Below are 22,756 nucleotides of genomic sequence, written 5' to 3' on the forward strand. Positions count from 1 at the left end.
TTAATTATTATTACCCATTAAAACTGTAAAAAATCCCTTCAAAATAAGCAAGAAATCAGTCTTGAAAGATACATTATCAATATATAATAAATCTAGATTCATTCTATCACTAAAAGGCATGTCATTTTTATTTGGCGTAACTTGCCAATAACAAAGCAAACCAGGTTTCACAGACAATCTTTTAGACATTTTTAAAGTACTATCCATTTCTTTATTAGTAAGAATATGATGCGTAATCTCAAATTGTTGTAGTGGACGAGGTCCCACTATAGCCATGTCGCCTTTTATAATATTCAACAATTGAGGCAGTTCATCAATTGAAAGTTTACGTATCACTTTACCGACTTTTGTAGTCATACTTTGAGAATGTTCTTTAAAATTTAGATGATCCGTTTTACCACTATTAATACTTTCCTTTATTCTCTGATCGGCATCTTTATACATGCTCCGAAACTTTATTACTTTGAATTTTTTTCCATTTAAACCAACTCTATCTTGTAAATAGAAAACATATCCTGGATCTTCTATCCAAATAGCCAAAATTGTTATAGGAATAATCGGTATGATTATCAAGGTAATAAATAGGAAAAACGCCAAAAATCTATCTAAAGTATTTTTTAAAATCAAATACATTTTTAATTAATTATTTCTTCCCATAATTTCCGTAATTGCCATAGGAACCATAGGCTCCGTAACCACCATAAACTCCATATTTTTCAACTTCAGTGTTAAATTTATTTAGAACTACACCTAAAAATGGAGTTCCTGTTTGTTCTAACTGTTCTTTGGCCTTTAAAACATCACGACGTTTTGTTTCTCCAGCTGCCGTTACCAAGATAGAAGCATCACATTTCTGTGTAATGATAGCAGCATCAATGACTACTCCAATTGGTGGCGTATCCACAATGACATAGTCAAAATACTTGCGCAGGGTATCAATCATGGTATGGAAATTTTCACTCTGCAGGAGGGCCGTTGGATTAGGTGATATCGGTCCTGACTGAATAACAAATAGGTTTTCAATATTGGTATCGCAGAGACCATTTGAAAGATCAGTAGTTCCTGCTAAGAAGTCAGTCAACCCAGTAATTTTTTCCCTTGACTTGAAAACACCAGACATAACTGAATTACGAATATCTGCATCCACCAATAAAGTTTTATAACCTGCACGCGCAAAGGTCCAAGCAATATTTATTGATGTTGTCGATTTCCCCTCACCAGGTTTAACAGATGAGATGGAAAGAACTTTCAGATTATCACCACTCAATTGAATATTTGTTCGCAAAGCATTGTAATGCTCTTCTGCTTTTTTCGCAAAATCTAAACGTTTTTGTGCTATTGCTAATGTTGGCATATTTTCTCCCTTATTTTAACTTATTCAAATCTGGAACAATCCCTAGAAGTGCAATCTGCATTACTTCTTCCACATCTTCTGGTCGTTTAACACGATCATCCAACAACTCAAGTAACAAGACTGAAACTACCATCACTGCTCCTCCCGCTAGAAAAGCTAGCAGGGTATTACGACGAATATTAGGTGATGAAGGACTTAGGGCTGGCCTTGCCTCCTCCAATGTTGTCACATCAGACACACGAGTTACAGAAATGATTTTTTCAGCAGCCACTTCACGAAGAGCATTTGCGATACGGCTAGCTTCTTCTGGTTGTGCATTTTTTACAGTAATTGACACGATACGAGTATCAACAGGTACTGTTACCTGAATCTTCTTGCTTAATTCCCTAACTGTTTTCTCTAGTTTAAGATTTGAAATGACTTTCTCAAGTACATCTTGAGAGAGGATGATTTCCTTATAGTCTTTTACCAGATAGGTCCCAGCCTGCAAATCCTGGTTGGTCAACCCTGCTTTATCAGATTGATTTCGATTGACCACATAAATACGTGTCGTACTAGAATACTCTGGCTTCAGTACAAAACTACTTACGCAGAAAGCTAGAACAGCAGCTATAATCGCAGTCAAGATGATAGTGATTTTTTTCTTCCAAAGGATTTTAAATAATTGAATAACATCAATTGAGATTTCTTTATTTTCTTTCATGTCAACTCCTAAATAATTTGATCAGATAAAATTAAACGAGGATTTTCAATAAATAATTCTCTCGCTCTTCTTTCACCATATTGTTTTGAGATAAGTTCATAGGCTTCTTTCATATAAGGCGGTCTTTGGTCTAGATTATGCATATCACTTGCCACAAAATGTACCAAATCACGCTCTAGAAAATAGCGAGCTCGTTTCTTCATAAATTTGTATTTATCCCCAAATAACTTTGGTTTCAAAATACTAGAACTATTGATTTGTGTATAACAGCCCATATCAATCAATTCTTTCACACGCTTTTCATTATTCTCTAATTCATGGTAGCGTTCAATATGAGCAACTACAGGGGTTATACCAAGCATGAGAACATTGCTCAAAGCAGTATGGATTTCCCTGTAAGGGGTAGCCATACTAAACTCAATAAGAGCATAGCGTGTCCCATTGAGACTTGGAATCACTTGCTTCTCTAACTTTTCAAGCACATCATGGGTATAATAAATTTCTGCTCCATAGAGAATAGTCAAGTCTGAAGCTACTTCCTTGGCTAGCTCCTTAACTTCTTGAAAGTTTGCCTCTATTTTCTCCTCAGGAGTCTCAAACATTCCTTTTCGTCTATGCGATGTCGATACAATAGTCCGTACCCCTTGTCTATAGGCTTCTGTCAAAAGCGCCTTACTTTCTTGCTTAGTTTTCGGACCATCATCCACACCAAATACAATATGCGAATGAATATCAATCATTTTGCTTTATTTTCCTTCTATCACATCATTGATTGCAGCCTTAACTGACTCTAAACTGCTGTCACTTATTTCCATCATGTAGAGGTTGCTCTCAGGCATAGCATAGGATGGTAAATCCATACGCCCTGTTCCTTTAAGATCTTGCGAATTGATCTTATACGTTCCACCACTCTCAAGTTGGGCATTGACCAGTTTCATCATGGTTTCAAGTGGCATATTGGTTTGAATCGAATCTTGCAACCCTTTTATAATACCGTCATAATTTTTCAAAGCTTCTGTTGAGGTTAACTTTTGCAAAATAGCAACAATTACCTTTTGTTGGTTGCGACCACGATCCCGGTCTCCATCTGCCAAGGAATAACGCTCACGCACAAATCCCAAAGCTTGCTCCGAATCAAGATGAACATTCCCTACGGAATAGAACTTCCCATTTGTATGAGCAGTAAACTCTTGATCATTATAAACATCAACTCCACCAAGGAGATCAATCAATTTCAAGAAAGAGGTGAAATTCAAACGAGCATAATAGTTCAAGTCAATACCGTAAAGATTTTCCAATGTATGAATTGAAGCGTCTACCCCATAGATACCCGCATGGGTCAACTTATCTTTTTGGTTGTTACCACCATCTGCAATTGGAACATAAGAATCACGAGGTGTTGTTGTCAAGAGAATCTTTTTCGTTTCGCGATTCACTGTCATAATGATATTGACATCAGACCGAGAAACTGAACTAATTGGACCGTAGGTGTCAATTCCACTAATATAAACGTTGAAACTGTCACCTTTGACATCTTTTGGAGTTTCAACCGTCTTGGTTAATTCTTTGGTATAGATTTTCTTAATTTTTGAAGCATAGTCAGGATATTCCGATTCGATAATGTTTTCAAAAACACTGTTTAGAAGAATCGCTTTCGTATCTCCAGCTAACAAGCTCTTATAGGCTGCAAGATAGGAACTGCTTTCTTCGACTGTCAATTCCTTATTTTGAGTCGCTTTCAGATCATTCATCAGTTGTTGGATATTATCCTTATCCGTTCCAGTCGGCCCCGTTACACTGGTTACCTGACTGATATTATCAATTGGACTATCTGCTAACACCGCAATACTCATCGAATAATTTGAGTAGTTTGATGTTGCATTCAAACGACTGGTAAAGCCAATGAACTGCCCTACAGCAAAGAGAGAAGTTCCACTGATTAAAATACCAAGCAGTAATAAAATCAGCGTTAGATTCTTAGCTTTCTTGGACCAAATCAAAAAAAGCACAAAATAGCTAAGACCACAATTAGGACGGTAACTACTATATTCATATATCGGAAGTCTAGCATATTGTATTTGAAAATCAAAAACAATAAAAAGACTGCTAGTACGGCATAGATAGCTAGCAACCCCCAACTAATCAACATCTTTGTTTTACCCTGACGAGCCCGCTTCGAAAACCTACTCACGATATACCTCTATTATCAATTTTTATTTCATTTCATTATATCATAAAAAATACACTTGTGGGCTAAATCCACTTAGGTGAGGCGTTTTCATCTTATTTCCGAAACATTCTGAAACATTCTTTTGGATTTACAAACAATTACATCAATAAATTTATACTCAATGAAAATCAAAGAGCAAACGAGCCTCAGGTTGCTCAAAACACTGTTTTGAGGTTGTAGATAAGACTGACGAAGTCAGTCACATATATACGGCAAGGCGACGTTGACGCGGTTTGAAGAGATTTTCGAAGAGTATTATAGTAGATTGAAATAAGATATGAATAAATTGATTAGGAAAGTTAAATTAATTTCTAGAAACATTTTAGCAACTATAGTGTACTATTCCAGATTCAATAAACTATAAAATGAAGAGTATTAAAATAAAAAACGCATACTATCAGGTATTGAAAAACCTTGATACTATGCATTTTATTTCGAGGGTATTTACTTCATTTTCTCCTGAAATTGAGTTTTTCCCAGCCTATCATTTATTTAACATGATTTTCTGCTTCTTTTTGAGCTTTTTCGATTGCTTTTTTGCTTTCTTGCTCCCATTTAGTCTTGGCTTCTTCATACTGTTTAGTCGTAACAGTATCTTTTTGCAGTTTCATATACTTATAGTTATAACCGTCACCCTTGATACCGACCAATGAGTATCCTCTTGTAAATGGTATTACTTTGGTCACAGAAGCAGTCCCTCCTCCTGACATCGCTGACATAATAAGAGAGTTATCAATCATCCAAGCCTGAGCTTCAGCATATTTCTCATAGCGTTTGCTTACATCTTTATTTTCACTATCCGCATCTTTGAGCATTTTAGTGTAAGTATCCAAACCTAGGCTAGCAATCTTCGCTTTATCTTCCTTGGCATCTAGACCAAAAATCTTGAGATAGAATCCATCCTCTGCATTGAAAGGATTGAGGTAAGTAGATGGATCCTGATAATCCGCTACCCAACCATCAAAACTTAAATCATAATCTCTTGCATTGGGAGTAGGAGCCAAGAAGGCTACATTATTGTACTCATCTGTAGAGAGTTGCTGAACGTCAATAACAAGATTATCAGCACCTAAAACAGACTCAAGGGTCTGCTTAACAGAGTTCATACCTGTCACAGCATTTTTACTTGTCTGATCAACAGCCACATCCAAGTGAATTGGGAAAGTCACACCTTGACTTGCCAATTCTTTTTTAGCTTCCGCAAATTTTGCTTGGGCTTTTTCTTTGTTGAAATAAGCATCCTGAGCATCTGCCAAGTTTATACCTGACCATTCTGTGCCATAGTTAACCAATTTAGAAGCGACTACTTCTCCAAAGGTCTTGTCTCCAACTTGGACAAATGTAGGAGGCACTATGGTGTTACGAAGAGTCTTGCTAGCCGCTTCTTCCCCATTTGATTGGGCAGAATAGGCTGTGCGGTCCAAGGCAAAGTTCACTGCTTGGCGGAAGTTTTTGTTCAAGACAGCTGACTCAGTTGATTTCTTCTGCTCATCTGTCGTTTTAGATGTATGGTTGTAGGCCTTACGATTGACGTTGAAATTGAAATACCAAGAAGTCTTGTCCTGCAGACTATAAACGATATTATCCTTATATTTTTCCTTAGTTTTAGCAAAGTTAGAACTATTTGGATAAACCCCAGCGATAGAGTAAGCTCCACTTTCAAAGTTGCGGATGGTCAATTCTTGGTCTGAGCCATCAAAGTAAGCCAATTTAACGTGTTCAATCGATACTTTGTCATGATCATAGTAATGCGGATTCTTCACATACTCAATAGATGATTTTGATGTGAAATCTTTTAACAAGTAAGGTCCGCTGTAGAGAATGCTATCTGGAGATAGGGTACCAAAATCTTTCCCTTTTGAATTTAGAAACTCTTCATTTACTGGGAAAAGAATACTATTGGTTGTTTTTGAATTCCAGTAAGGTTCTGGGCGTGTCAAAGTATACTCAACAGTCCGGTCGTCAATGGCCTTCACCCCAACCTTAGAAAAGTCAGAATCCGCTCCTGTAATATAATCATTCAAACCCTTGATGGAATTTTGAATCAAGTCAATGGCCTGTGATTTATTATCCACTGCGTACTTAATACCCGTCACAAAATCTTGTGCCTTGACTGGGGCGTACTCTTCACCGTCAGCTGTGAACCATTTGGCATCTTTTCTCAATTTGTAGGTATAAGTCAGACCGTCGCTCGAAACAGACCAGTCCTCTGCCAAAGATGGAACTAGATTTCCGTGGTTGTCATTCTCAAGCAAACCATCAACTAGGTTGGTTATAATCGATGTATTGTCAGCATAGTAGTCTAATAAATAGTTAAATGTAGTTGGATTTCCACTAAAGGTTGATGAGTAAGTTTTTGTATCTGAACCTGATTGCCCGCAAGCAGCTAAAAGCAAAGCAGCCGCAAAGGTCAGGCCTGCACTAAGGACACGCTTTTTTGCATTCATCTTCTTTCTCCTTTATGTTAGTTTTTATAACATAAGTTTATTTTACCAAATTAGTGGGGATTTGTAAAGTTAATTGAATTTCTAGAATGGAAGTTTATAAACTCTAGGCATTAAAAAAACAAAGGATTCCTGTCTTTCATACAGTCCTCCCTTGTTTTTATACGATTTATTAACTAAAAAACCATTTGTAGAAACGAGCCTAGACTCATTTTACGTGTTTTTCTAAATCCTTTTGATACTGAGCATTCGATTCCAGTTTTTCCTTTTGCCACTTCTTGAGAGCTGCCTCATACTCTTTCGTTGTGACAATATCATTTTGAAGTTCCATTCCTTTAAAAATAAATGGATCCCCTTTGATACCAACTTGTGAATAAGCTTTAGTAAATGGTACAGCACGACTTACCATAGGAGAACCTCCTGAAGACGCCACTGGAATAAGGAGAGAACTATCTGTTACCCAAGCTTGAGCCTTAGCATATTTCTCATAACGTTTGTCAAGATTGGTCGTCTCAGAAGCAGCATCGTCCAAGAGCTTCTTGTATTCATCCAAACCAACTTTCGCCATGACTTCAGGATCCTTGCCCTTTGTTATACCTAGGTGTTTCAAGGCAGAACCCTTCTTAGCATCTAAAATATTGAGATAGGTTGCTGGATCTTGGTAATCTGGTCCCCAACCTGTTCCGTTCAAATCATAATCTTTTTGAGTTGGCACTTTTGCTTGGGAAGTAATACTTTCCTTCTCATTATCTGTCATTTGAAGAACATCTACAATGACATTATCAGAACCAAGCGTTTCTTCAATCGATTGTTTTAATGAATTTGTCTGTTGAACTGCAACTACATCTGTCTGTTCTACTGGTACATCCAAATGAATCGGGAAACTTACTCCCTTGCTTTGCAATTCTGACTTCGCTTTCTCAAATGCTGATTTGGCCTTCGTAGGATTGTAAATTGTATCCTTACCATCTGTGAGAGTTACATCTTTCCACTGTTCTCCATATTTCAGTAGTTCATCCTGAGCCAGCTGTCCGAAGGTCTTCCCTGCTACCTGAACATAATTATCTGGCACTAGACTATTACGAATAATCTTATCCGCACCTTCTTCACCGTTTAATTGAGCTGTATAGGCGTGGCGATTGAAGGCAAAATTAATCGCTTGACGGAAATTTTTATTCAGCATAGCTTCTTTTGTAGAAAGCTTTTGTCCTTCATCTGTCTTGGCTGTTTTATTATATGATTGACGATTTACATTAAAAGTAAAGTAGTAGCTAGTTGCTTCCTGAGGGCTATAAATAATCTGATCGCCATATTTCTCTTTGGTTGAAGCAAAACTTGAACTATTTGGGAAAAGTCTCGCTGTATTATATGCTCCTGTAGAGAAACTACGGATAAGAGACTCTTGATCTGAACCGTCATAGAATGTTAATTTTACATTATCAATCTTGACATTTTCCTTATCCCAATAGTTAGGATTTTTTTCATACTCAATCACAGATTTAGAAATCAAAGATTTCAAAAAATATGGACCATTGTAAAGAATACTTGATGGAGTTGGCGCTCCGTAATCCTTACCAGTTGCATTCAAAAACTCTTCATTTACAGGAAGCATGGTTGCAGTGGTTACTTTAGAGTTCCAAAAACTTTCTGGTTTATTAAGGGTATATTCTACCGTATAATCATCAAGAGCTTTAACACCTACAGTTGAAAAATCATTGGTCTCACCACTAACATAGGCCTCCAAACCTTTGATTGATTTTTCAATCAAAGAAAGACCATCTGACTTACCATCTGCTGCATGTTTCAGACCTGTAACAAAGTCCTGTGCCTTAACTTCTGCATACTCCTCTCCTTCAGAAGTGTACCACTTCACACCCTTACGAAGTTTGTAAGTATAAGTCAAACCATCAGCTGAAACAGTCCAATCCTCTGCTAAAGACGGAACAAGATTCCCATATTTATCATTCTCTAAAAGACCATCAACAACATTACCAATCACGTCAGAGGTCGAACTTTTACTCGTAATGCTATAATCCAAGGAAGACGGATCTACCGCATAGACATAAGAAAAGCTCCTCGGGGCATCTGCTTTCTTATCGCTTTTCCCACAAGCCGTTAAAAGAAGGGCTGCACTCATCGTTAATCCTGCTCCTAAAATCCACTTTTTCGATTTCATAACCAAACTCCTTTAGTAATATGTTATTTCCACCATTATACTCTATTTTATTCTAAATGCAAGAGCTTTCGACAGATTTTTTAGAAAATTCTAACAGATGTTATTCAAAAACATTTCAGTTGTAGATAAAACACTCAAATCACATCTTTGAGATCGGATAAGAGCTAAACCATATCTACAGTATCCAAGGATGACCTTGTTTGAGAAGTTCTTTTGAAGAGTACTATAAAAAAGAACCTCAGCCCCAAAAGCTGAAGATTCTCTAGCTTTAATCAGTCAATTCCACACAGAAAGCATCCCATGGAGCTAAGATTTGTTTTTCAAAGACTTCTTGAGCTAGGGTGTTTTCAATCAAGACAGATTTAACATTTCCTTCAACTGCCAAGTCTTGTTCTTCATTGGACAAGTTAGCCACAACTAGGAAACGATGGCCCCCATCTTTACGGATATAGGCAAAGACCTTGTCAGCTGTATCAAATAGCTCAAAGTCAGCTTGAATCAGCCAGCTGTTCTCCTTGCGGATTTGAACCAGCTTCTGATAAGTATAGAAAATAGAATCTGGATTTGCCAGCGCTTCTTGAACGTTGATTGCTTGATAGTTTGGATTCACTGCAAACCAAGGTTGACCTGTTGAGAAACCAGCGTTTTTGCTTTCGTCCCATTGCATAGGGGTACGGGCATTGTCACGACCAATGACACGGATACTGTCCATGATTTCTTCCATCGGAACACCTTTTTCAAGAGCTTCACGCGCATAGTTAAGAGATTCAATATCTTCTACTTGGTCCAGCGTTTCAAACGGATAGTTGGTCATCCCAATTTCCTCACCTTGGTAGATATAAGGTGTTCCTCTCATGAGATGAAGCAAGATTGCAAAGGCTTTGGCAGATTTTTCACGGTATTCTTGGTCATTCCCCCAGATAGAGACGATACGAGGGAGGTCATGGTTGTTCCAGAAGAGCGAATTCCAGCCGTCCTCAACTCCTAATTCTGTCTGCCATTTGTTGAAAATCTCTTTTAACTTAGCAATATTCAGTTCTTTTTGATAGTGCCATTTAGGTTGCCCTTCCTGATACTGAAGACCGATATGCTCAAACTGGAAGACCATAGACAATTCTTGCCCCTTTGGATCAGAGTAGAGCTTGGCAATCTCTGGAGTTGCTCCCCAAGTCTCCCCTACTGTCAAAAGATCCTGATTTCCAAAGGTCGCTTGATTCATCTCCTTGAGATAAGGATGGAGCATAGGACCATTATTAACCACCTTCTCGTCAGGAATTTTCCCAATCATGTCAATAACATCCATACGGAAACCACCGATGCCTTTATCAATCCAAAAGTTCATCATCTCATAGATTTTCTGGCGAAGCTTTTCATTTTCCCAGTTGAGATCCGGCTGTTTCTTACTGAAAAAGTGAAGATAGTATTGACCTGACTTTTCATCGTATTCCCAAGCAGATCCGCTAAAGATAGAATCTAGGTCGTTGGGTTCATCCCGCCAGATATAGTAGTCTCGCTCAGGGCTGTCGGGATTTTCACAGGCCTCGACGAACCAAGCATGCTCATCTGAGGTATGATTGACCACCAAGTCCATGATGATACGAATATCACGCTTCTTAGCTTCTGCGATCAGTTGATCCATATCCTCCATGGTCCCAAAAATAGCCGCAATCGCTTGATAATCAGCAATATCATAGCCATTATCATCCATAGGACTATCATAAACGGGAGAAAGCCAAATCGCTGTAATTCCTAACTTAGCTAGATAGTCTAACTTACTGGTAATACCTGGTAAATCGCCAATTCCATCTCCATTGCTATCCATAAAGCTCTTAGGATAAACTTGATAGACTACGGCATTATGCCACCATTTTTCTTGCATCTTCTTACCTCATTATTTTAATAATCTACAGTCTATGATAGCGCTTTTCGGAATTTTGTGCAAGCGTTTGCCTAATCTTTTTGATTCCTTTTTTAACTCCATAGTTTCCTAACTTCCAATTTTTTATTATAATAGAGGTCAGAGGTAAAAAAATGAAAAAACAAGCTTTTAGTTCTGAACAATATTTGAATCTACAGCGCGACCACATTTTGGAGCGCATTAATCAATTTGACGGCAAGCTCTACTTGGAGTTTGGTGGTAAAATGTTAGAAGATTTCCACGCTGCTCGTGTCCTTCCTGGTTATGAACCTGACAACAAAATCAAGCTCTTGCAAGAATTGAAAGAGCAAGTCGAGGTTGTCATTGCCATTAATGCTAGCAATATCGAGCATTCTAAAGCACGTGGTGACTTGGGCATTTCTTATGACCAAGAAGTTCTTCGCTTGATTGACAAATTCAATGAATTGGGAATTTTTGTTGGCTCAGTGGTCATCACACAGTACGCTGGCCAACCGGCTGCAGATGCCTTCCGCAATCAACTCGAGAAAAACGGAATTGATTCTTATCTTCACTATCCAATCAAAGGATATCCGACGGATATGGATCACATCATTTCTCCAGAAGGTATGGGGAAAAACGACTACATCAAAACCAGTCGCAACCTGATTGTCGTGACCGCTCCTGGACCTGGTTCTGGAAAATTGGCAACCTGTATGTCCAATATGTACCACGACCAAATCAATGGCATCAAGTCTGGCTACGCTAAATTTGAAACCTTCCCAGTTTGGAATCTTCCCCTTCATCATCCAGTCAATTTGGCCTACGAGGCTGCCACAGCTGACCTTGATGATGTCAACATGATTGACCCTTTCCATCTCCAAACCTATGGAGAAACCACTGTCAACTACAACCGTGATATCGAAATCTTCCCAGTGCTCAAGCGCATGTTAGAACGTATCCTTGGTAAATCTCCATACGCTTCTCCAACAGATATGGGGGTCAACATGGTTGGTTTCGCTATTACAGATGATGAAGCTGCTGTCGAAGCTTCTAAACAAGAAATCATCCGCCGTTACTATCAAACTGTTCTTGATTTTAAAGCTGAAAAAGTTGGCGAAGCTGCTGTCAAGAAAATTGAGTTGCTTATGAATGACCTCGGTATCACACCTGCAGACCGTAAGGTGGCTGTTACCGCACGTCAAAAAGCAGAAAAAACTGGCGGGCCAGCCCTAGCCCTTGAATTGCCAAGCGGAGAAATTGTCACTGGTAGGAACTCAGAGCTCTTTGGCCCTACAGCCGCTGCCTTGATCAACGCCATCAAGAAATCAGCTAACATCGCTAAGGAAGTAAAACTAATCGAGCCTGAACTTGTCAAGCCAATCCAAGGTCTCAAAATCGATCATCTAGGTAGCCGTAATCCACGCCTGCATTCAAATGAAATTTTGATTGCACTTGCTATCACAGCTACAGAAAATCCTGATGCTGCCCGCGCTATGGAAGAACTTGGCAACCTCAAAGGAAGCGAAGCCCACTCAACTATCATCTTGACAGATGAAGACAAGAATGTCCTTCGTAAATTGGGTATCAATGTAACCTTTGACCCTTACTACCAATACGACCGTTTGTATCGTAAGTAAAGATTGCAGCCTCTCCACTCTCGGAGAGGTTTTCTCTCTGTCTCAGGAGCCAGCTTTATGTTATAATGAAAGAAGAAAACTGAAAGGATTTACCATGTCAAAAGAAGTTATTGTTGAAAGTTTTGAACTTGACCACACCATTGTTAAAGCACCCTATGTCCGCTTGATTGGGGAAGAAACAGGGCCAAAAGGAGACATCATCTCCAATTATGATATTCGCTTGGTGCAACCAAACGAAGACTCTATCCCTACCGCTGGACTTCACACCATCGAGCACCTCTTGGCAAAACTTATCCGTACCCGCATTGACGGTATGATTGACTGTTCACCATTTGGTTGCCGCACAGGCTTCCACATGATTATGTGGGGACGCCATACCAGCGCTGAAATTGCGGCTGTTATCAAGGATTCGCTCAAGGAAATCGCTGAGACTACTACTTGGGAAGACGTCCCTGGAACAACCATCGAATCTTGCGGAAACTATAAGGACCACAGCCTCTTTTCTGCTAAAGAATGGGCGAAACTCATCCTTGAACAAGGGATTTCAGATGATGCCTTTGAGCGTCATGTTATTTAAACAAATAAAGGAACCAGTTTTTTCAGCTGGCTCCTTCTTTTTTATTCTCAAAATTTTGTCTTATACTCAATGAAAATCAAAGAGCAAACTAGGAAACTAGCCGCAGGCTGTACTTGAGCGACGTTGACGTGGTTTGAAGAGATTTTCGAAGAGTATTAGGCTTTTTCACGAATAACTAAACCACCATCTTCCATGTCTGCTTCCAAATGTTTGGCATCTAGATGATCCAAGTGGAAATCTGTCACCTTATCCCGAATTTCTTGTTCAACTACGCGACGGAGTGGACGAACACCCATGACTTCGTCATAACCTTCTTCTGTGATATAGTCTTTAGCCGCTTGACTGACTACCAAGTCAATGTCTTTCTTAGCCAAGGTTTGGTTAACTTCCGCCAACATCAAGTCCACAATCTTAGAAAGATCTTCCTTAGTCAAGTGGGAGAACTCGATAAATTCATTAAAGCGGTTAAGGAATTCTGGACGGAAGAATGGTTTCAAACGGTCCATCAATTCTGGTTTATCCGCATCTTCTGTCAAGTTGGCTTCATAGCCAAATCCAGCATTTGAGGTCGCGATAATGACAGTGTTCTTAAAGTTCACCGTATTTCCTTGACCATCTGTCAAACGACCATCATCCAAGACTTGGAGGAGAAGAGTAATCACTTGAGGATCAGCCTTTTCAATCTCATCCAAGAGAATGATAGAGTAAGGATTGCGACGAACACGTTCTGTTAAGGTATTGCTATTGTCATCATAACCCACATATCCTGCTGTTGTACCGATTAGCTTAGAAACGGCTGTGCGGTCGCTATATTCAGACATATCCAAACGGATGATGGCGTCCTTGGTTCCAAACATATCCAGCGCCAATTGCTTAGCAAGTTCTGTCTTACCTACCCCAGTTGGACCTACAAAGAGGAAGCTACCGATTGGGCGATTGCCTTCATCGAAACCAGCACGGTTACGACGGATAGCACGAGCTACAGCTTCAACTGCCTTTTCTTGGCCGATCACCTTGTCTTTCAAGCGATGAGCCATACCTTTCAATCGTTCGATATCTGACGCTCCCATTTGCGATACTGGAATACCTGTCATTCGTTCTACAGATTCAGCCACATCGTTGACACTTGCAGTCACCTTCATATCTTCTGTGTGGTTTTCGATTTTCTTTTCCAATTCTGCAATGCGTGTTTTATAGTTTAGAGCTGCTTCAAAATCTTCTGCTTCAACTGCTTTTTCTTGCTTATCTTTTTCTGCCTCAATTTCACGTTCAACAGCATGCACATCTGTTACAGGATGTTGAGCTGCCAAGTGTGCTGCCGTTACATCGACAAGGTCAATAGCCTTATCTGGCAAGCTACGTTGTGGAATATATTGGACAGAATAATCCACTGCTGCTTTCAAGACCTCGTCTGGCAAGATGACATTGTGGTGTTGTTGATAGAGGTCACGAATCCCTTGAAGGATCTTAAAAGTATCCTCTGCTGAAGGAGCATTGACCTTGACTTCGTTGAAACGACGAGCAAGAGCTGCATTCTTCAAAATGGTGTTACGGTATTCGTCTTGAGTCGTTGCCCCAATCACTGTCAATTCCCCACGAGAGAGGGCTGGCTTGAGAATATCCGCAAGCCCTTTAGAACCACTATCTCCACCAGTGCCACCAGCACCAAGAATTTGGTGAATTTCATCAAAGAAGAGGATAATATTCCCTGCTTCTTTCACCTCATTGACTAGATTTTGAACGTTTTCTTCAAAACTACCACGATATTGAGTCCCAGCCTCAAGACCTGAGATATCAATGGAAATGATTTCCTTGTTCTTGATAGCGGCTGGGACATCTCCGTTCACAATAGCTTGCGCTAGACCTTCGACAACGGCTGTCTTACCAACACCTGCATCTCCGACTAGAACAGGATTGTTCTTGGTACGACGTGATAGGATTTCAGATGTTTCTTGAATTTCCTTGTTTCGTCCGATAACAGGATCCAACTTACCCTCACGAGCTTCCGCTGTCAAGTTTCGACCTAGTTTAGCAAGGACACCGTCTTGTTTCATACCTGAAGCCTGTTGTTGCATTTGCCCATCAACTTCTGCATTTCCTGGAAATTGGCCAGTTGCACGATAATGAGCAAATTCCTCAGGTGTCACTTCACGTCCATTAATCAAGTAACGGCGATTTTCAGAACTATATCCTCGCATACCACCCATCAATTGGTTAAATAAATCATCCATGTTGTTAAAATTATTAAAGTTGTTGTTCATATTCTTTACCTCTTTTTGTTTACTTAGTTATGATTACTGATATTGACTATCTTTGACCTTTGTTTTAAAAAATTTAGACTAGCTAAATGGCTACTCTAGGGACTATTTCTGGTTTTTCTTTTTCAAGCAGGAGTAGACTATCTTTACTTATGAAGATTTCTAGATTAAACATAGACCCACCTCTTTCTATTTTACTTTAAATAAGTGTTCACGTAAGGCTTTCATTTACCTTACGTTCATAATATACTACATTAGTCAGAAAAGGTCAAGGAATTTGACTTTAATTGACCAATGTTTTTTAAAAAGCAAAAACACCCTGAAATACCAGGGTGCTATTCTTACATCAAATACAAAATTGCTAGGGTCAGGAGACTTGCTAGAAGTCCCACTCCCCAAAAGAAGAAGTCGACCTTCCACTCGCTCCAAGGATTTCCTTTACCAGACAATCCTCCAAGCTCAAAATGGTGATGGACAGGTGTCATACGGAAAATACGTTTGCCACCTGTCAGTTTGAAATAACTGACTTGCATCATGACCGAAGTTGTTTCAAAAACATACACAATTCCGATAATCAAGAGAGTCCATTCTTGGTGGAGGGCCATAGAAATCGCTGCCAGCATTCCACCTAAAGCCAAACTTCCCACATCCCCCATAAAGACCTTGGCAGGCTTGTGGTTAAAGACAAAGAAACCGAGTAAACCACCGATCATGGCTAGAATCACCAGAAGAATATCCATCTGACCTTGCACATAGGCAATCACTCCATAAGCAGACAAACTAATCACAACAGAAATACTAGCTAAACCGTCAATGCCGTCTGTCAAGTTGACTGCATTTGAAAAACCGACTAACCAGAAAAGAGCGAAGACAATATAGAAAATCCCTAGATGCACTTGGTAACCAAAGACTGAAAGCATATCGCCACCGCGCTCATAGAAAAGGTAGAAAACGACCCCACCTAGAAGCTGAAGAGCCAATTTTTGCTTAGGATTAAGGCCCTCATTGATTTTACGAAAAACCTTGAGGAAGTCATCTAAAAATCCGACAAGTCCATAAAGGACCAAGATAAACAAAATCATACCGACATTGTTAGTTAATTGTTGGGTAAAGAGAGCAACGAGGAAACTCACCACAACTGCAGCAATGAGGAAAACAAGTCCCCCCATTGTAGGAGTCCCAGCTTTTGCCTGATGCTGCTTGACATCCTCGTGCATCTGCTGGCCTGTAATTTGCGCCTTTCGATAAAATTGGATAAAGGCCGGAATTCCTACTAAAGTTAGTAAAAATGTCACAATTCCAGCACTGATGGAAATAAACATATTAGTCTCCTAAAGTTAATTTAATTTTTTTAATGTTTTTGATAGCTGTATTGGTCCGAACATCTTGCTTCTGAACAACGGAACCCGAACCTTCAAATTCCAATTCAATATCCAACCATTTGGCAAAGGTCTCAGCAGTCTCCTTTTTCCAGCCATACATATCTGGAATTTCTTCTACCTTATCAGATAAAAGGAGAACTTGTTGGTTTGGTGCAAGATTTTTTCCTTCTTCTACAGAAGACTCTTTAATCTTTGTCCCAGTACCCACAACGATTGGTTGCACAATATTTCGACGTAAGGCTTCCGCCAACTCACCAGGTGAAATATCCTTGATGCTAGGCATTGCATAAGAAGATTCTGTCGTCACTTGATCTAAATTTTTAGCAGGAGATTGAAGATTGAGAGATTCTTTCATAGCTGAAGCCCGCTCCAAGATTGGGTTGGCAAATTCTCCCAACTGGATACCCGAATAATGTTCAGGCTGTTGAACCGTTACATACAAGATAAAATCAGGATTTTCAGCAGGGTTCATAGCCACAACCGAGAAAATGTTGTTGGTAGAACCAACTAAGTAGCCTCCATTTTTCTCGTCAGCGATTTCGGCTGTACCAGACTTGAGGGCTACATTTTGACCTGGAACATTGACAGTTGCTTTCCCAGTACTATGATTGTACATAGTTCCATATCTAGGATCTGTTCCTACCAAGACCATATGAGTCCGAGTTTGGCTAGCTGCATCTTTCGAAACGGGATTCCCTACGATTTCTTTTTGAGATTTACGAACAGATTGATCATTTGGATCATACAAGGCTGTAATAAATTTCGGCTCTAGCATGACGCCATCATTGGCAATGGCTGTAAAAGCACGAATCATTTGTGTTTGGGTTACTGAAATCCCTTGTCCAAATGAACTCTGAGCAATATTAACAATATTGTCAGCTGGAAGTTGGCCTGCATATTCATCTGTCAAACCAAAACGAGTTGGAACACCAAATTTAAAGCGGTTTAGATAGTCCAACCAAGTTGCATCACCCATTTTCTGCTCAAGCAGTGTCATCCCAATATTACTTGAGTGAGCAAATCCTTGAGAAAAGGTCATCATACCACCACCAGTCAAACCTTCATTAACGTCCCAATCTCGGATAGTCGCATCTGCTATTTTTAATTCACTGCTATTAAAGAATTCTCCACCTGGGAAGGTATTGTTATCAATAGAAGCAGCTAGCGTCATGACCTTCATAGTTGAGCCTGGTTCATAGTTACTTTGATAAAGAATATCACGCCAGACAAAGTCCTTAGTGATTCCTTCCTTAGTATCGGCATCAAAGGTTGGTCGTTGCGTTGTTGCGAGAATTTCCCCTGTTTTGGCACTAACCAAGGTCGCCGTCATGTACTTACCTTTTACCTTTTCTAGAAAGGCATTCATCTGGGTTTCCATGAAAGATTGGAGCGGACTAGACAATGTTGTATAGACATCCTTACCATTTACAGTCTTCTGTGATATCTGTTCCGTACCTGGAACGATATTCCCTAAACGGTCTTTTTCATAGGTAATAATCCCATCTGTCCCTGCAAGAATAGTATTCAAGGAACTCTCTAAACCAGAAGTTCCTAACAAACTCTTGCTACCATCCTCATTTTCATGAAGTTGGGCTAAACCAATAAAACTAGAAGCAAATTGTCCATTTGGATAGCTTCTGTTAGGGCTAGTTGTAAAGTCAATTCCTTCAACACTAGCCTCTTTTAATTCTTTTTTAATAGCCATCATATTGGCATAGGTAATCCCATTTCCTTTTGCACCAAAAGAAACTTGGGTCAGATTTGGTTGGGCTAGTTGCTCTTTTACATAAGCTTCGTCCATATCCAAATACTTATGGAAAACTTCTGCTACCTTATTAAACTGAGAATCCTCTACATAAAGAATTTTCCCCGTTGCCGACTTGTATTTTTTATCAATAACAGCATATACGTTATAGGAGGTCGCATCTTCAGCGATAGGCACTCCATTTCTGTCATAGATTGTTCCACGTTTGGCAGGAACTGTGCGAGTTGTTTGATGAACCTTCTTAGCTTCTTTTACTAGATCCGCTCCAAATTTACTACCACTCCCGATAATAACAGCAAAATTGACCAAAAAGATAGCGAAAAGTACGACAGCTAACAAACTGATGTACTTGCCGACTATTCTACGGTTTTCTGCTGGAGATTTACGATTTCTTATCGCAAATCGGGTTATTTTTTCTGTCCATTTCATATCTTACTCCGCTGTTCGGATATTTTCGTTATTCAATTTCAAATCTTTTTTATCTGCAATCTCTTTCAAGCGCTCTGAACGAATCAATTCATTCACTTCCTGCTTGGCATCGTCCAGCTCTGTCTTCTTCTCCTCTATCTGCGCATTGATTTTTGTCAAATCACTTTGCACTTGCAAGAGTCGTGTCTGCATAAAGATAATACTTACTGCTAAAACGAGAGCTGTAAATGCGATGGAAAGATAAAAAGCCTTCTCCACACGGGAGAATTTTTTTATACGACTCTGCAAGAATTGACTGGTTGTTTCTTTTTTATCTACCATTTTTTCCTCTTACTTGTGAATTTTTCTGGCCACGCGCAACTTAGCTGAGTGCGAGCGGTTATTAGCTTCTAATTCTTCTGCACTTGGTAAGATTGGCTTACGGGACACCAATTCCATCTTGGGCTTGAGATCATCTGGGATGAAAGGCAAACCTTTGGGAACTTCCACTGTTGAAGCTTCCTTAAACAACTGCTTGGTCAAGCGGTCTTCTAGCGAATGGAAGGTAATCACTGAGATTCTACCATCTAGAGCCAACATCTCCATAGCCTGCTGGATAGATTCATCTGCCGCTCCCAGTTCATCATTGACTTCAATTCGAATAGCTTGGAAAATCTGCTTAGCAGGATGGCCCTTCTTCTTGAGTTCCTTAGCAGGTTTAGCCGACTTGATAATCTCTGCTAACTCAGTCGTTGTCTCAATCGGCTTGACTTCACGTGCTTGTTCAATCTTACGCGCAATCTGTTTAGAAAACTTATCCTCGCCATATTTGAAGAAAATACGAACCAAGTCATGATAGTCATAGTGGTTCACCACTTCATAGGCTGTCAGACTAGCATCCTGATTCATCCGCATGTCCAGTGGCGCATCCTTTTTATAAGAAAAACCACGCTCACGCTGGTCCAATTGAGGACTAGACACTCCCAAGTCATAACAAATTCCATCAATTTCCTGGACACCAGCTTCGCGCAAACGTGCCTGTAAATGACGGAAGTTATCCTTGATAAAAGTCACCATTCCCTTTTCAATGTAAGGTGCCAAACGTTCTTGCGCATTGTCAATGGCATTCTGGTCCTGGTCAAAGGCATAGAGATGGCCTTTTTCACTTAATTTACTTAATAAATATTCGCTGTGGCCCGCTCCACCCAAAGTCGCATCAACGTAGATACCGTCAGGCTTTACGTCGAGCATATCAATCGTTTCGTGGAGTAAGACCGTTACATGATGAAATTCTTTTGTCATATCTTATCTATTTTACCACAAATCCGACTAGCTTGCACTAGTCAGACAAATAGGTCAAAAAAAGTAAGATTTCTTTAAGAAATATGTCAAATATGCTTGACATTCGATCTATAGGAGAATATAATATAGTCAAATATATACGACACAAATCAGAAAGGAGAACAGATGAATCGTGTGAAAGAATTTCGCAAGGAACTAGGCATTTCCCAGCTCGAGCTCGCCAAGGATATCGGTGTCTCGAGACAAACCATCAATATGATTGAGAACGACAAGTACAATCCAACCCTGGAACTCTGTCTCAATCTCGCCCGTAGCCTCCAAACTGACCTCAACAGTCTCTTTTGGGAGGATAATTTTTAAAAAAGGAGCCAACTCATGAAAAAAGAAACCTTCACTGAAAAACTCATCAAACGCACATACGGTATTTCTAGTCCCCTTGACGAATACAAACGGCGTGAGGCTGATCGTATCGGCAACCAAGTCTTTATCATCCTCTTTTATCTGATGATTTTCGGAAATCTCATTCCACTCCTTCTGGCCTATAAATATCCTCAAGAAGTGGCTCTAATCTATCCTCCTCTGATTTTAGTGATTGCCCTCATCGCTGCTGGCTATGTCACCTACCAAATGAAAAAAACAGGGATTACAGCTATTGATCCAGATATGCTGAGTGAGAAAGAAAGTAAGCAACTACACTACCCAGGTCTGAAAGCAGGTTTGTTCTTTGGTCTATGGATGTTTTTTATAACTCCTCTTCTCGGTATACTCATAGGTGAAGGTCAGGACTATTTTCATTCTCTTCTCACTATAAGAAATGGTGTATCAAGCATTCTCGGTTCTATTTTCTTCGGAGCGAGCATACAGTTCCTCATCTCCCGTCGCATTGCAAAAGCCAAGAAAAATCAAGATAATGATTAGGAGGAAACTCATGAAAAAAGAAAAGAAACAGTTACGTTATCCTGGTCTGAAAGCAGGTTCGATTTATGGAACAGTGATATTTTTTATAATTCCACTCATTGATACCCTAACAAGTGAAAATCCAAATTTTATCACTTCTCTTCTAAATACAAAACATATTTTTAAAACTATACTGGGAGCTTTCTTTTTCGGAGTGATGATGCATATTGTCGACTCACTTCGTATTGCAAGAGCTAAAAAAGACCAGGATTAGGAGGTACCTATGAAATCATTACTAACTTTACTGACCTATCATATTTTGTTCAGTTCTCTGCTCATCTTCATCATCGTTTCAGGGAACTTAATCAGAGAGATATTCCTCGTGCTAGTCTTTGTTCCAGCCCTTAACAAAGGACTGACTTATCTAAAGATTGACTCCCAAAAAACACGCATACTCAACTTAGCACTATGCTTTATGATTCTATCTTTACCACAACTGATGCTCATCTCAAGCGGTTGGAAATATTATTTACTGTTCACTATCGCTATCCTTTCTTCTATCACTTATCTTTATTATCTCTATCAATTCGTAAAAGAAAGTCAGTAAAACTGCTCATTTAGGAGGTTACTAGTATGAAAAAAGAAGACTTAACCACTCGCCTACTTCGAAATCTCTTTCACATCCAAGGCCCTTTTGATGAATGCCGACAAGAGATTATCTACAAGGCTTGTGCCCGTTCTATGGTTCAAATCGTTTATTCTTCCTTCTTTCTCTTCTTGTTTTATCTATTATTTGGACGCTTCATAGAAGCCGTTCGCTATGCCATGCCCTACGTATACTCTGGACTCATTTTTTTCATTACCTTAAAAACTCAAAGAGCCGTCAAAGAACTCCACTTGGAAAAAGATGACAAGTCAGAAATCATCCTCAAAACCTACAGCAAAGCTCAAATCAAATTTCGAAGTTGGGTTGTGTTTATCGGTCTTCAGATTGGCCTCTTTACCTTACTCATCTTTCATAAGGTCTTCGTTCAGCAGATGTCCTTTTCAGATTTTGGGAAGTTGCTCATGCAATTCGATAAAAGTGTCCCTTTCCTGATGTATGGCCTGATTATCGGTAGCATTTTTGGAACCCTGACCTACGGATTTCTATCACTACAGGAGGAGAAAACTCCTAAAAATACCAAACAGAAGGAGAAAAGCAAGCAATGACTTCACTATACGATTTTTCAGTCTTGAACCAAGACAATCAAGAAACTCCACTAGAGACCTATCGTGGTAAGGTTCTCTTGGTTGTCAACACTGCTACTGGATGTGGTTTAACGCCCCAGTACCAAGGACTTCAAGAACTCTATGATCACTATCAAGAACAAGGTTTTGAAATTTTAGACTTCCCTTGCAATCAGTTTATGGGACAAGCACCAGGCAGCGCAGAAGAAATCAACAACTTCTGTAGCCTAAACTATCAAACCACTTTCCCACGTTTTGCCAAGATTAAGGTAAACGGCAAGGAGGCAGATCCCCTCTATGTTTGGTTGAAAGACCAGAAATCTGGCCCACTAGGAAAACGAATCGAATGGAATTTCGCTAAATTTCTCATCGGTCGTGATGGGCTTGTTTTTGAACGCTTCTCTTCCAAAACAGACCCACAACAAATTGAAGATGCGATACGAAAATTACTCTGATTTTTTGAATACATCCTTTCATTTAGTTTAATTTTTGAAAGGATGTATTTTTTCTTTAA

20 protein-coding genes and 1 pseudogene are annotated in these 22,756 nt (G+C 39.5%); 8 read left to right on the forward strand and 13 right to left on the reverse strand.

The genetic code is table 11. The features are described from left to right. The 8 genes and pseudogenes from SK629_RS09035 to SK629_RS09075 form a co-directional block, all read right to left on the reverse strand. Entirely contained in the window at positions 1 to 633 is a 633-nt protein-coding gene (locus SK629_RS09035) for a sugar transferase (protein ID WP_080710275.1), read from the reverse strand. A gap of 10 nt (positions 634 to 643) precedes the next feature. Next, the gene (locus tag SK629_RS09040; RefSeq protein ID WP_042901535.1) at positions 644 to 1,354 is read right to left on the reverse strand and encodes a tyrosine-protein kinase; all 711 of its coding nucleotides are present in this window, start codon (positions 1,352 to 1,354) and stop codon (positions 644 to 646) included. A 10-nt stretch (positions 1,355 to 1,364) separates the two neighbouring features. Continuing rightward, on the reverse strand, positions 1,365 to 2,057 hold the full coding sequence (locus SK629_RS09045; RefSeq protein WP_042901536.1) for a CspC family polysaccharide chain length determinant protein: 693 nt from the start codon (positions 2,055 to 2,057) through the stop codon (positions 1,365 to 1,367). A gap of 8 nt (positions 2,058 to 2,065) precedes the next feature. Further along, complete coding sequence (gene cps4B / locus SK629_RS09050) at positions 2,066 to 2,797, reverse strand: capsular polysaccharide biosynthesis protein Cps4B (RefSeq protein WP_042901537.1); 732 nt, start codon at positions 2,795 to 2,797, stop codon at positions 2,066 to 2,068. 6 nt (positions 2,798 to 2,803) lie between these two features. Further along, positions 2,804 to 4,206: pseudogene (locus SK629_RS09055) on the reverse strand (LCP family protein). A 569-nt stretch (positions 4,207 to 4,775) separates the two neighbouring features. Continuing rightward, positions 4,776 to 6,734, reverse strand: a complete 1,959-nt coding sequence (locus SK629_RS09065) for a peptide ABC transporter substrate-binding protein (protein ID WP_042901538.1) — start codon at positions 6,732 to 6,734, stop codon at positions 4,776 to 4,778. 205 nt (positions 6,735 to 6,939) lie between these two features. Next, positions 6,940 to 8,907, reverse strand: a complete 1,968-nt coding sequence (locus SK629_RS09070; protein WP_042901540.1) for a peptide ABC transporter substrate-binding protein — start codon at positions 8,905 to 8,907, stop codon at positions 6,940 to 6,942. Between the two features lie 268 nt (positions 8,908 to 9,175). Beyond that, a complete protein-coding gene (locus SK629_RS09075) occupies positions 9,176 to 10,786 on the reverse strand; it encodes a glycoside hydrolase family 13 protein (RefSeq protein ID WP_042901542.1) in 1,611 nt (536 codons plus the stop codon). 152 nt (positions 10,787 to 10,938) lie between these two features. On the opposite strand from SK629_RS09075, the gene SK629_RS09080 reads away from it, so the two are divergent. Then, positions 10,939 to 12,423 carry a DUF1846 domain-containing protein gene (locus tag SK629_RS09080; protein ID WP_042901543.1) on the forward strand — a complete coding sequence of 495 codons (1,485 nt, stop codon included), beginning with the start codon at positions 10,939 to 10,941 and terminating at the stop codon, positions 12,421 to 12,423. Positions 12,424 to 12,517: 94 nt separating this feature from the next. Further along, complete coding sequence (locus tag SK629_RS09085; RefSeq protein ID WP_000032547.1) at positions 12,518 to 13,000, forward strand: S-ribosylhomocysteine lyase; 483 nt, start codon at positions 12,518 to 12,520, stop codon at positions 12,998 to 13,000. A gap of 155 nt (positions 13,001 to 13,155) precedes the next feature. On the opposite strand, the gene SK629_RS09090 is transcribed toward SK629_RS09085, so the two are convergent. The 5 genes from SK629_RS09090 to rsmH all read right to left on the reverse strand — a co-directional run bounded on the left by SK629_RS09090 (position 13,156) and on the right by rsmH (position 20,115). Continuing rightward, positions 13,156 to 15,261, reverse strand: a complete 2,106-nt coding sequence (locus SK629_RS09090) for an AAA family ATPase (RefSeq protein WP_042901545.1) — start codon at positions 15,259 to 15,261, stop codon at positions 13,156 to 13,158. Positions 15,262 to 15,599: 338 nt separating this feature from the next. After that, entirely contained in the window at positions 15,600 to 16,580 is a 981-nt protein-coding gene (gene mraY, locus SK629_RS09095) for a phospho-N-acetylmuramoyl-pentapeptide-transferase (RefSeq protein WP_042901546.1), read from the reverse strand. Position 16,581: 1 nt separating this feature from the next. After that, entirely contained in the window at positions 16,582 to 18,834 is a 2,253-nt protein-coding gene (gene pbp2X, locus SK629_RS09100; protein WP_042901547.1) for a penicillin-binding protein PBP2X, read from the reverse strand. Between the two features lie 3 nt (positions 18,835 to 18,837). Then, entirely contained in the window at positions 18,838 to 19,155 is a 318-nt protein-coding gene (ftsL, locus tag SK629_RS09105) for a cell division protein FtsL (RefSeq protein WP_020902171.1), read from the reverse strand. A gap of 9 nt (positions 19,156 to 19,164) precedes the next feature. Beyond that, the gene (rsmH, locus tag SK629_RS09110) at positions 19,165 to 20,115 is read right to left on the reverse strand and encodes a 16S rRNA (cytosine(1402)-N(4))-methyltransferase RsmH (RefSeq protein ID WP_023946649.1); all 951 of its coding nucleotides are present in this window, start codon (positions 20,113 to 20,115) and stop codon (positions 19,165 to 19,167) included. 165 nt (positions 20,116 to 20,280) lie between these two features. On the opposite strand from rsmH, the gene SK629_RS09115 reads away from it, so the two are divergent. The 6 genes from SK629_RS09115 to SK629_RS09140 are packed head-to-tail and all read left to right on the forward strand — an operon-like array spanning position 20,281 to position 22,697. After that, positions 20,281 to 20,475: a helix-turn-helix transcriptional regulator gene (locus SK629_RS09115; protein WP_001082471.1), complete on the forward strand. Its 195-nt coding sequence runs from the start codon at positions 20,281 to 20,283 to the stop codon at positions 20,473 to 20,475. A 15-nt stretch (positions 20,476 to 20,490) separates the two neighbouring features. Further along, positions 20,491 to 21,033, forward strand: coding sequence for a DUF3278 domain-containing protein (locus SK629_RS09120; protein WP_042901549.1), 543 nt, complete (start codon positions 20,491 to 20,493; stop codon positions 21,031 to 21,033). Between the two features lie 10 nt (positions 21,034 to 21,043). After that, positions 21,044 to 21,286 carry a hypothetical protein gene (locus tag SK629_RS09125; protein ID WP_000711746.1) on the forward strand — a complete coding sequence of 81 codons (243 nt, stop codon included), beginning with the start codon at positions 21,044 to 21,046 and terminating at the stop codon, positions 21,284 to 21,286. 9 nt (positions 21,287 to 21,295) lie between these two features. After that, positions 21,296 to 21,619 carry a hypothetical protein gene (locus SK629_RS09130; RefSeq protein WP_000838776.1) on the forward strand — a complete coding sequence of 108 codons (324 nt, stop codon included), beginning with the start codon at positions 21,296 to 21,298 and terminating at the stop codon, positions 21,617 to 21,619. 26 nt (positions 21,620 to 21,645) lie between these two features. Further along, on the forward strand, positions 21,646 to 22,224 hold the full coding sequence (locus tag SK629_RS09135; protein WP_000711241.1) for a DUF3278 domain-containing protein: 579 nt from the start codon (positions 21,646 to 21,648) through the stop codon (positions 22,222 to 22,224). Then, positions 22,221 to 22,697: a glutathione peroxidase gene (locus tag SK629_RS09140; RefSeq protein WP_042901550.1), complete on the forward strand. Its 477-nt coding sequence runs from the start codon at positions 22,221 to 22,223 to the stop codon at positions 22,695 to 22,697. Before SK629_RS09135 ends, SK629_RS09140 begins: the two co-directional genes overlap by 4 nt. Positions 22,698 to 22,756: the final 59 nt, after the last annotated feature.

Source organism: Streptococcus mitis (assembly GCF_000722695.1).
Lineage (GTDB): Bacteria > Bacillota > Bacilli > Lactobacillales > Streptococcaceae > Streptococcus > Streptococcus mitis_O.

What these genes read in the sequence shown, in the direction of transcription:
- SK629_RS09090 (WP_042901545.1), bottom strand. Translation starts at nt 15,261, where the DNA reads ATGAACAACAACTTTAATAATTTTAACAACATGGATGATTTATTTAAC.
- SK629_RS09115 (WP_001082471.1), top strand. Translation starts at nt 20,281, where the DNA reads ATGAATCGTGTGAAAGAATTTCGCAAGGAACTAGGCATTTCCCAGCTC.
- SK629_RS09040 (WP_042901535.1), bottom strand. Translation starts at nt 1,354, where the DNA reads ATGCCAACATTAGCAATAGCACAAAAACGTTTAGATTTTGCGAAAAAA.
- cps4B (WP_042901537.1), bottom strand. Translation starts at nt 2,797, where the DNA reads ATGATTGATATTCATTCGCATATTGTATTTGGTGTGGATGATGGTCCG.
- SK629_RS09070 (WP_042901540.1), bottom strand. Translation starts at nt 8,907, where the DNA reads ATGAAATCGAAAAAGTGGATTTTAGGAGCAGGATTAACGATGAGTGCA.
- SK629_RS09045 (WP_042901536.1), bottom strand. Translation starts at nt 2,057, where the DNA reads ATGAAAGAAAATAAAGAAATCTCAATTGATGTTATTCAATTATTTAAA.
- SK629_RS09125 (WP_000711746.1), top strand. Translation starts at nt 21,044, where the DNA reads ATGAAAAAAGAAAAGAAACAGTTACGTTATCCTGGTCTGAAAGCAGGT.
- SK629_RS09120 (WP_042901549.1), top strand. Translation starts at nt 20,491, where the DNA reads ATGAAAAAAGAAACCTTCACTGAAAAACTCATCAAACGCACATACGGT.
- SK629_RS09085 (WP_000032547.1), top strand. Translation starts at nt 12,518, where the DNA reads ATGTCAAAAGAAGTTATTGTTGAAAGTTTTGAACTTGACCACACCATT.
- SK629_RS09075 (WP_042901542.1), bottom strand. Translation starts at nt 10,786, where the DNA reads ATGCAAGAAAAATGGTGGCATAATGCCGTAGTCTATCAAGTTTATCCT.
- SK629_RS09130 (WP_000838776.1), top strand. Translation starts at nt 21,296, where the DNA reads ATGAAATCATTACTAACTTTACTGACCTATCATATTTTGTTCAGTTCT.
- SK629_RS09080 (WP_042901543.1), top strand. Translation starts at nt 10,939, where the DNA reads ATGAAAAAACAAGCTTTTAGTTCTGAACAATATTTGAATCTACAGCGC.
- pbp2X (WP_042901547.1), bottom strand. Translation starts at nt 18,834, where the DNA reads ATGAAATGGACAGAAAAAATAACCCGATTTGCGATAAGAAATCGTAAA.
- SK629_RS09065 (WP_042901538.1), bottom strand. Translation starts at nt 6,734, where the DNA reads ATGAATGCAAAAAAGCGTGTCCTTAGTGCAGGCCTGACCTTTGCGGCT.
- SK629_RS09140 (WP_042901550.1), top strand. Translation starts at nt 22,221, where the DNA reads ATGACTTCACTATACGATTTTTCAGTCTTGAACCAAGACAATCAAGAA.
- rsmH (WP_023946649.1), bottom strand. Translation starts at nt 20,115, where the DNA reads ATGACAAAAGAATTTCATCATGTAACGGTCTTACTCCACGAAACGATT.
- mraY (WP_042901546.1), bottom strand. Translation starts at nt 16,580, where the DNA reads ATGTTTATTTCCATCAGTGCTGGAATTGTGACATTTTTACTAACTTTA.
- SK629_RS09135 (WP_000711241.1), top strand. Translation starts at nt 21,646, where the DNA reads ATGAAAAAAGAAGACTTAACCACTCGCCTACTTCGAAATCTCTTTCAC.
- ftsL (WP_020902171.1), bottom strand. Translation starts at nt 19,155, where the DNA reads ATGGTAGATAAAAAAGAAACAACCAGTCAATTCTTGCAGAGTCGTATA.
- SK629_RS09035 (WP_080710275.1), bottom strand. Translation starts at nt 633, where the DNA reads ATGTATTTGATTTTAAAAAATACTTTAGATAGATTTTTGGCGTTTTTC.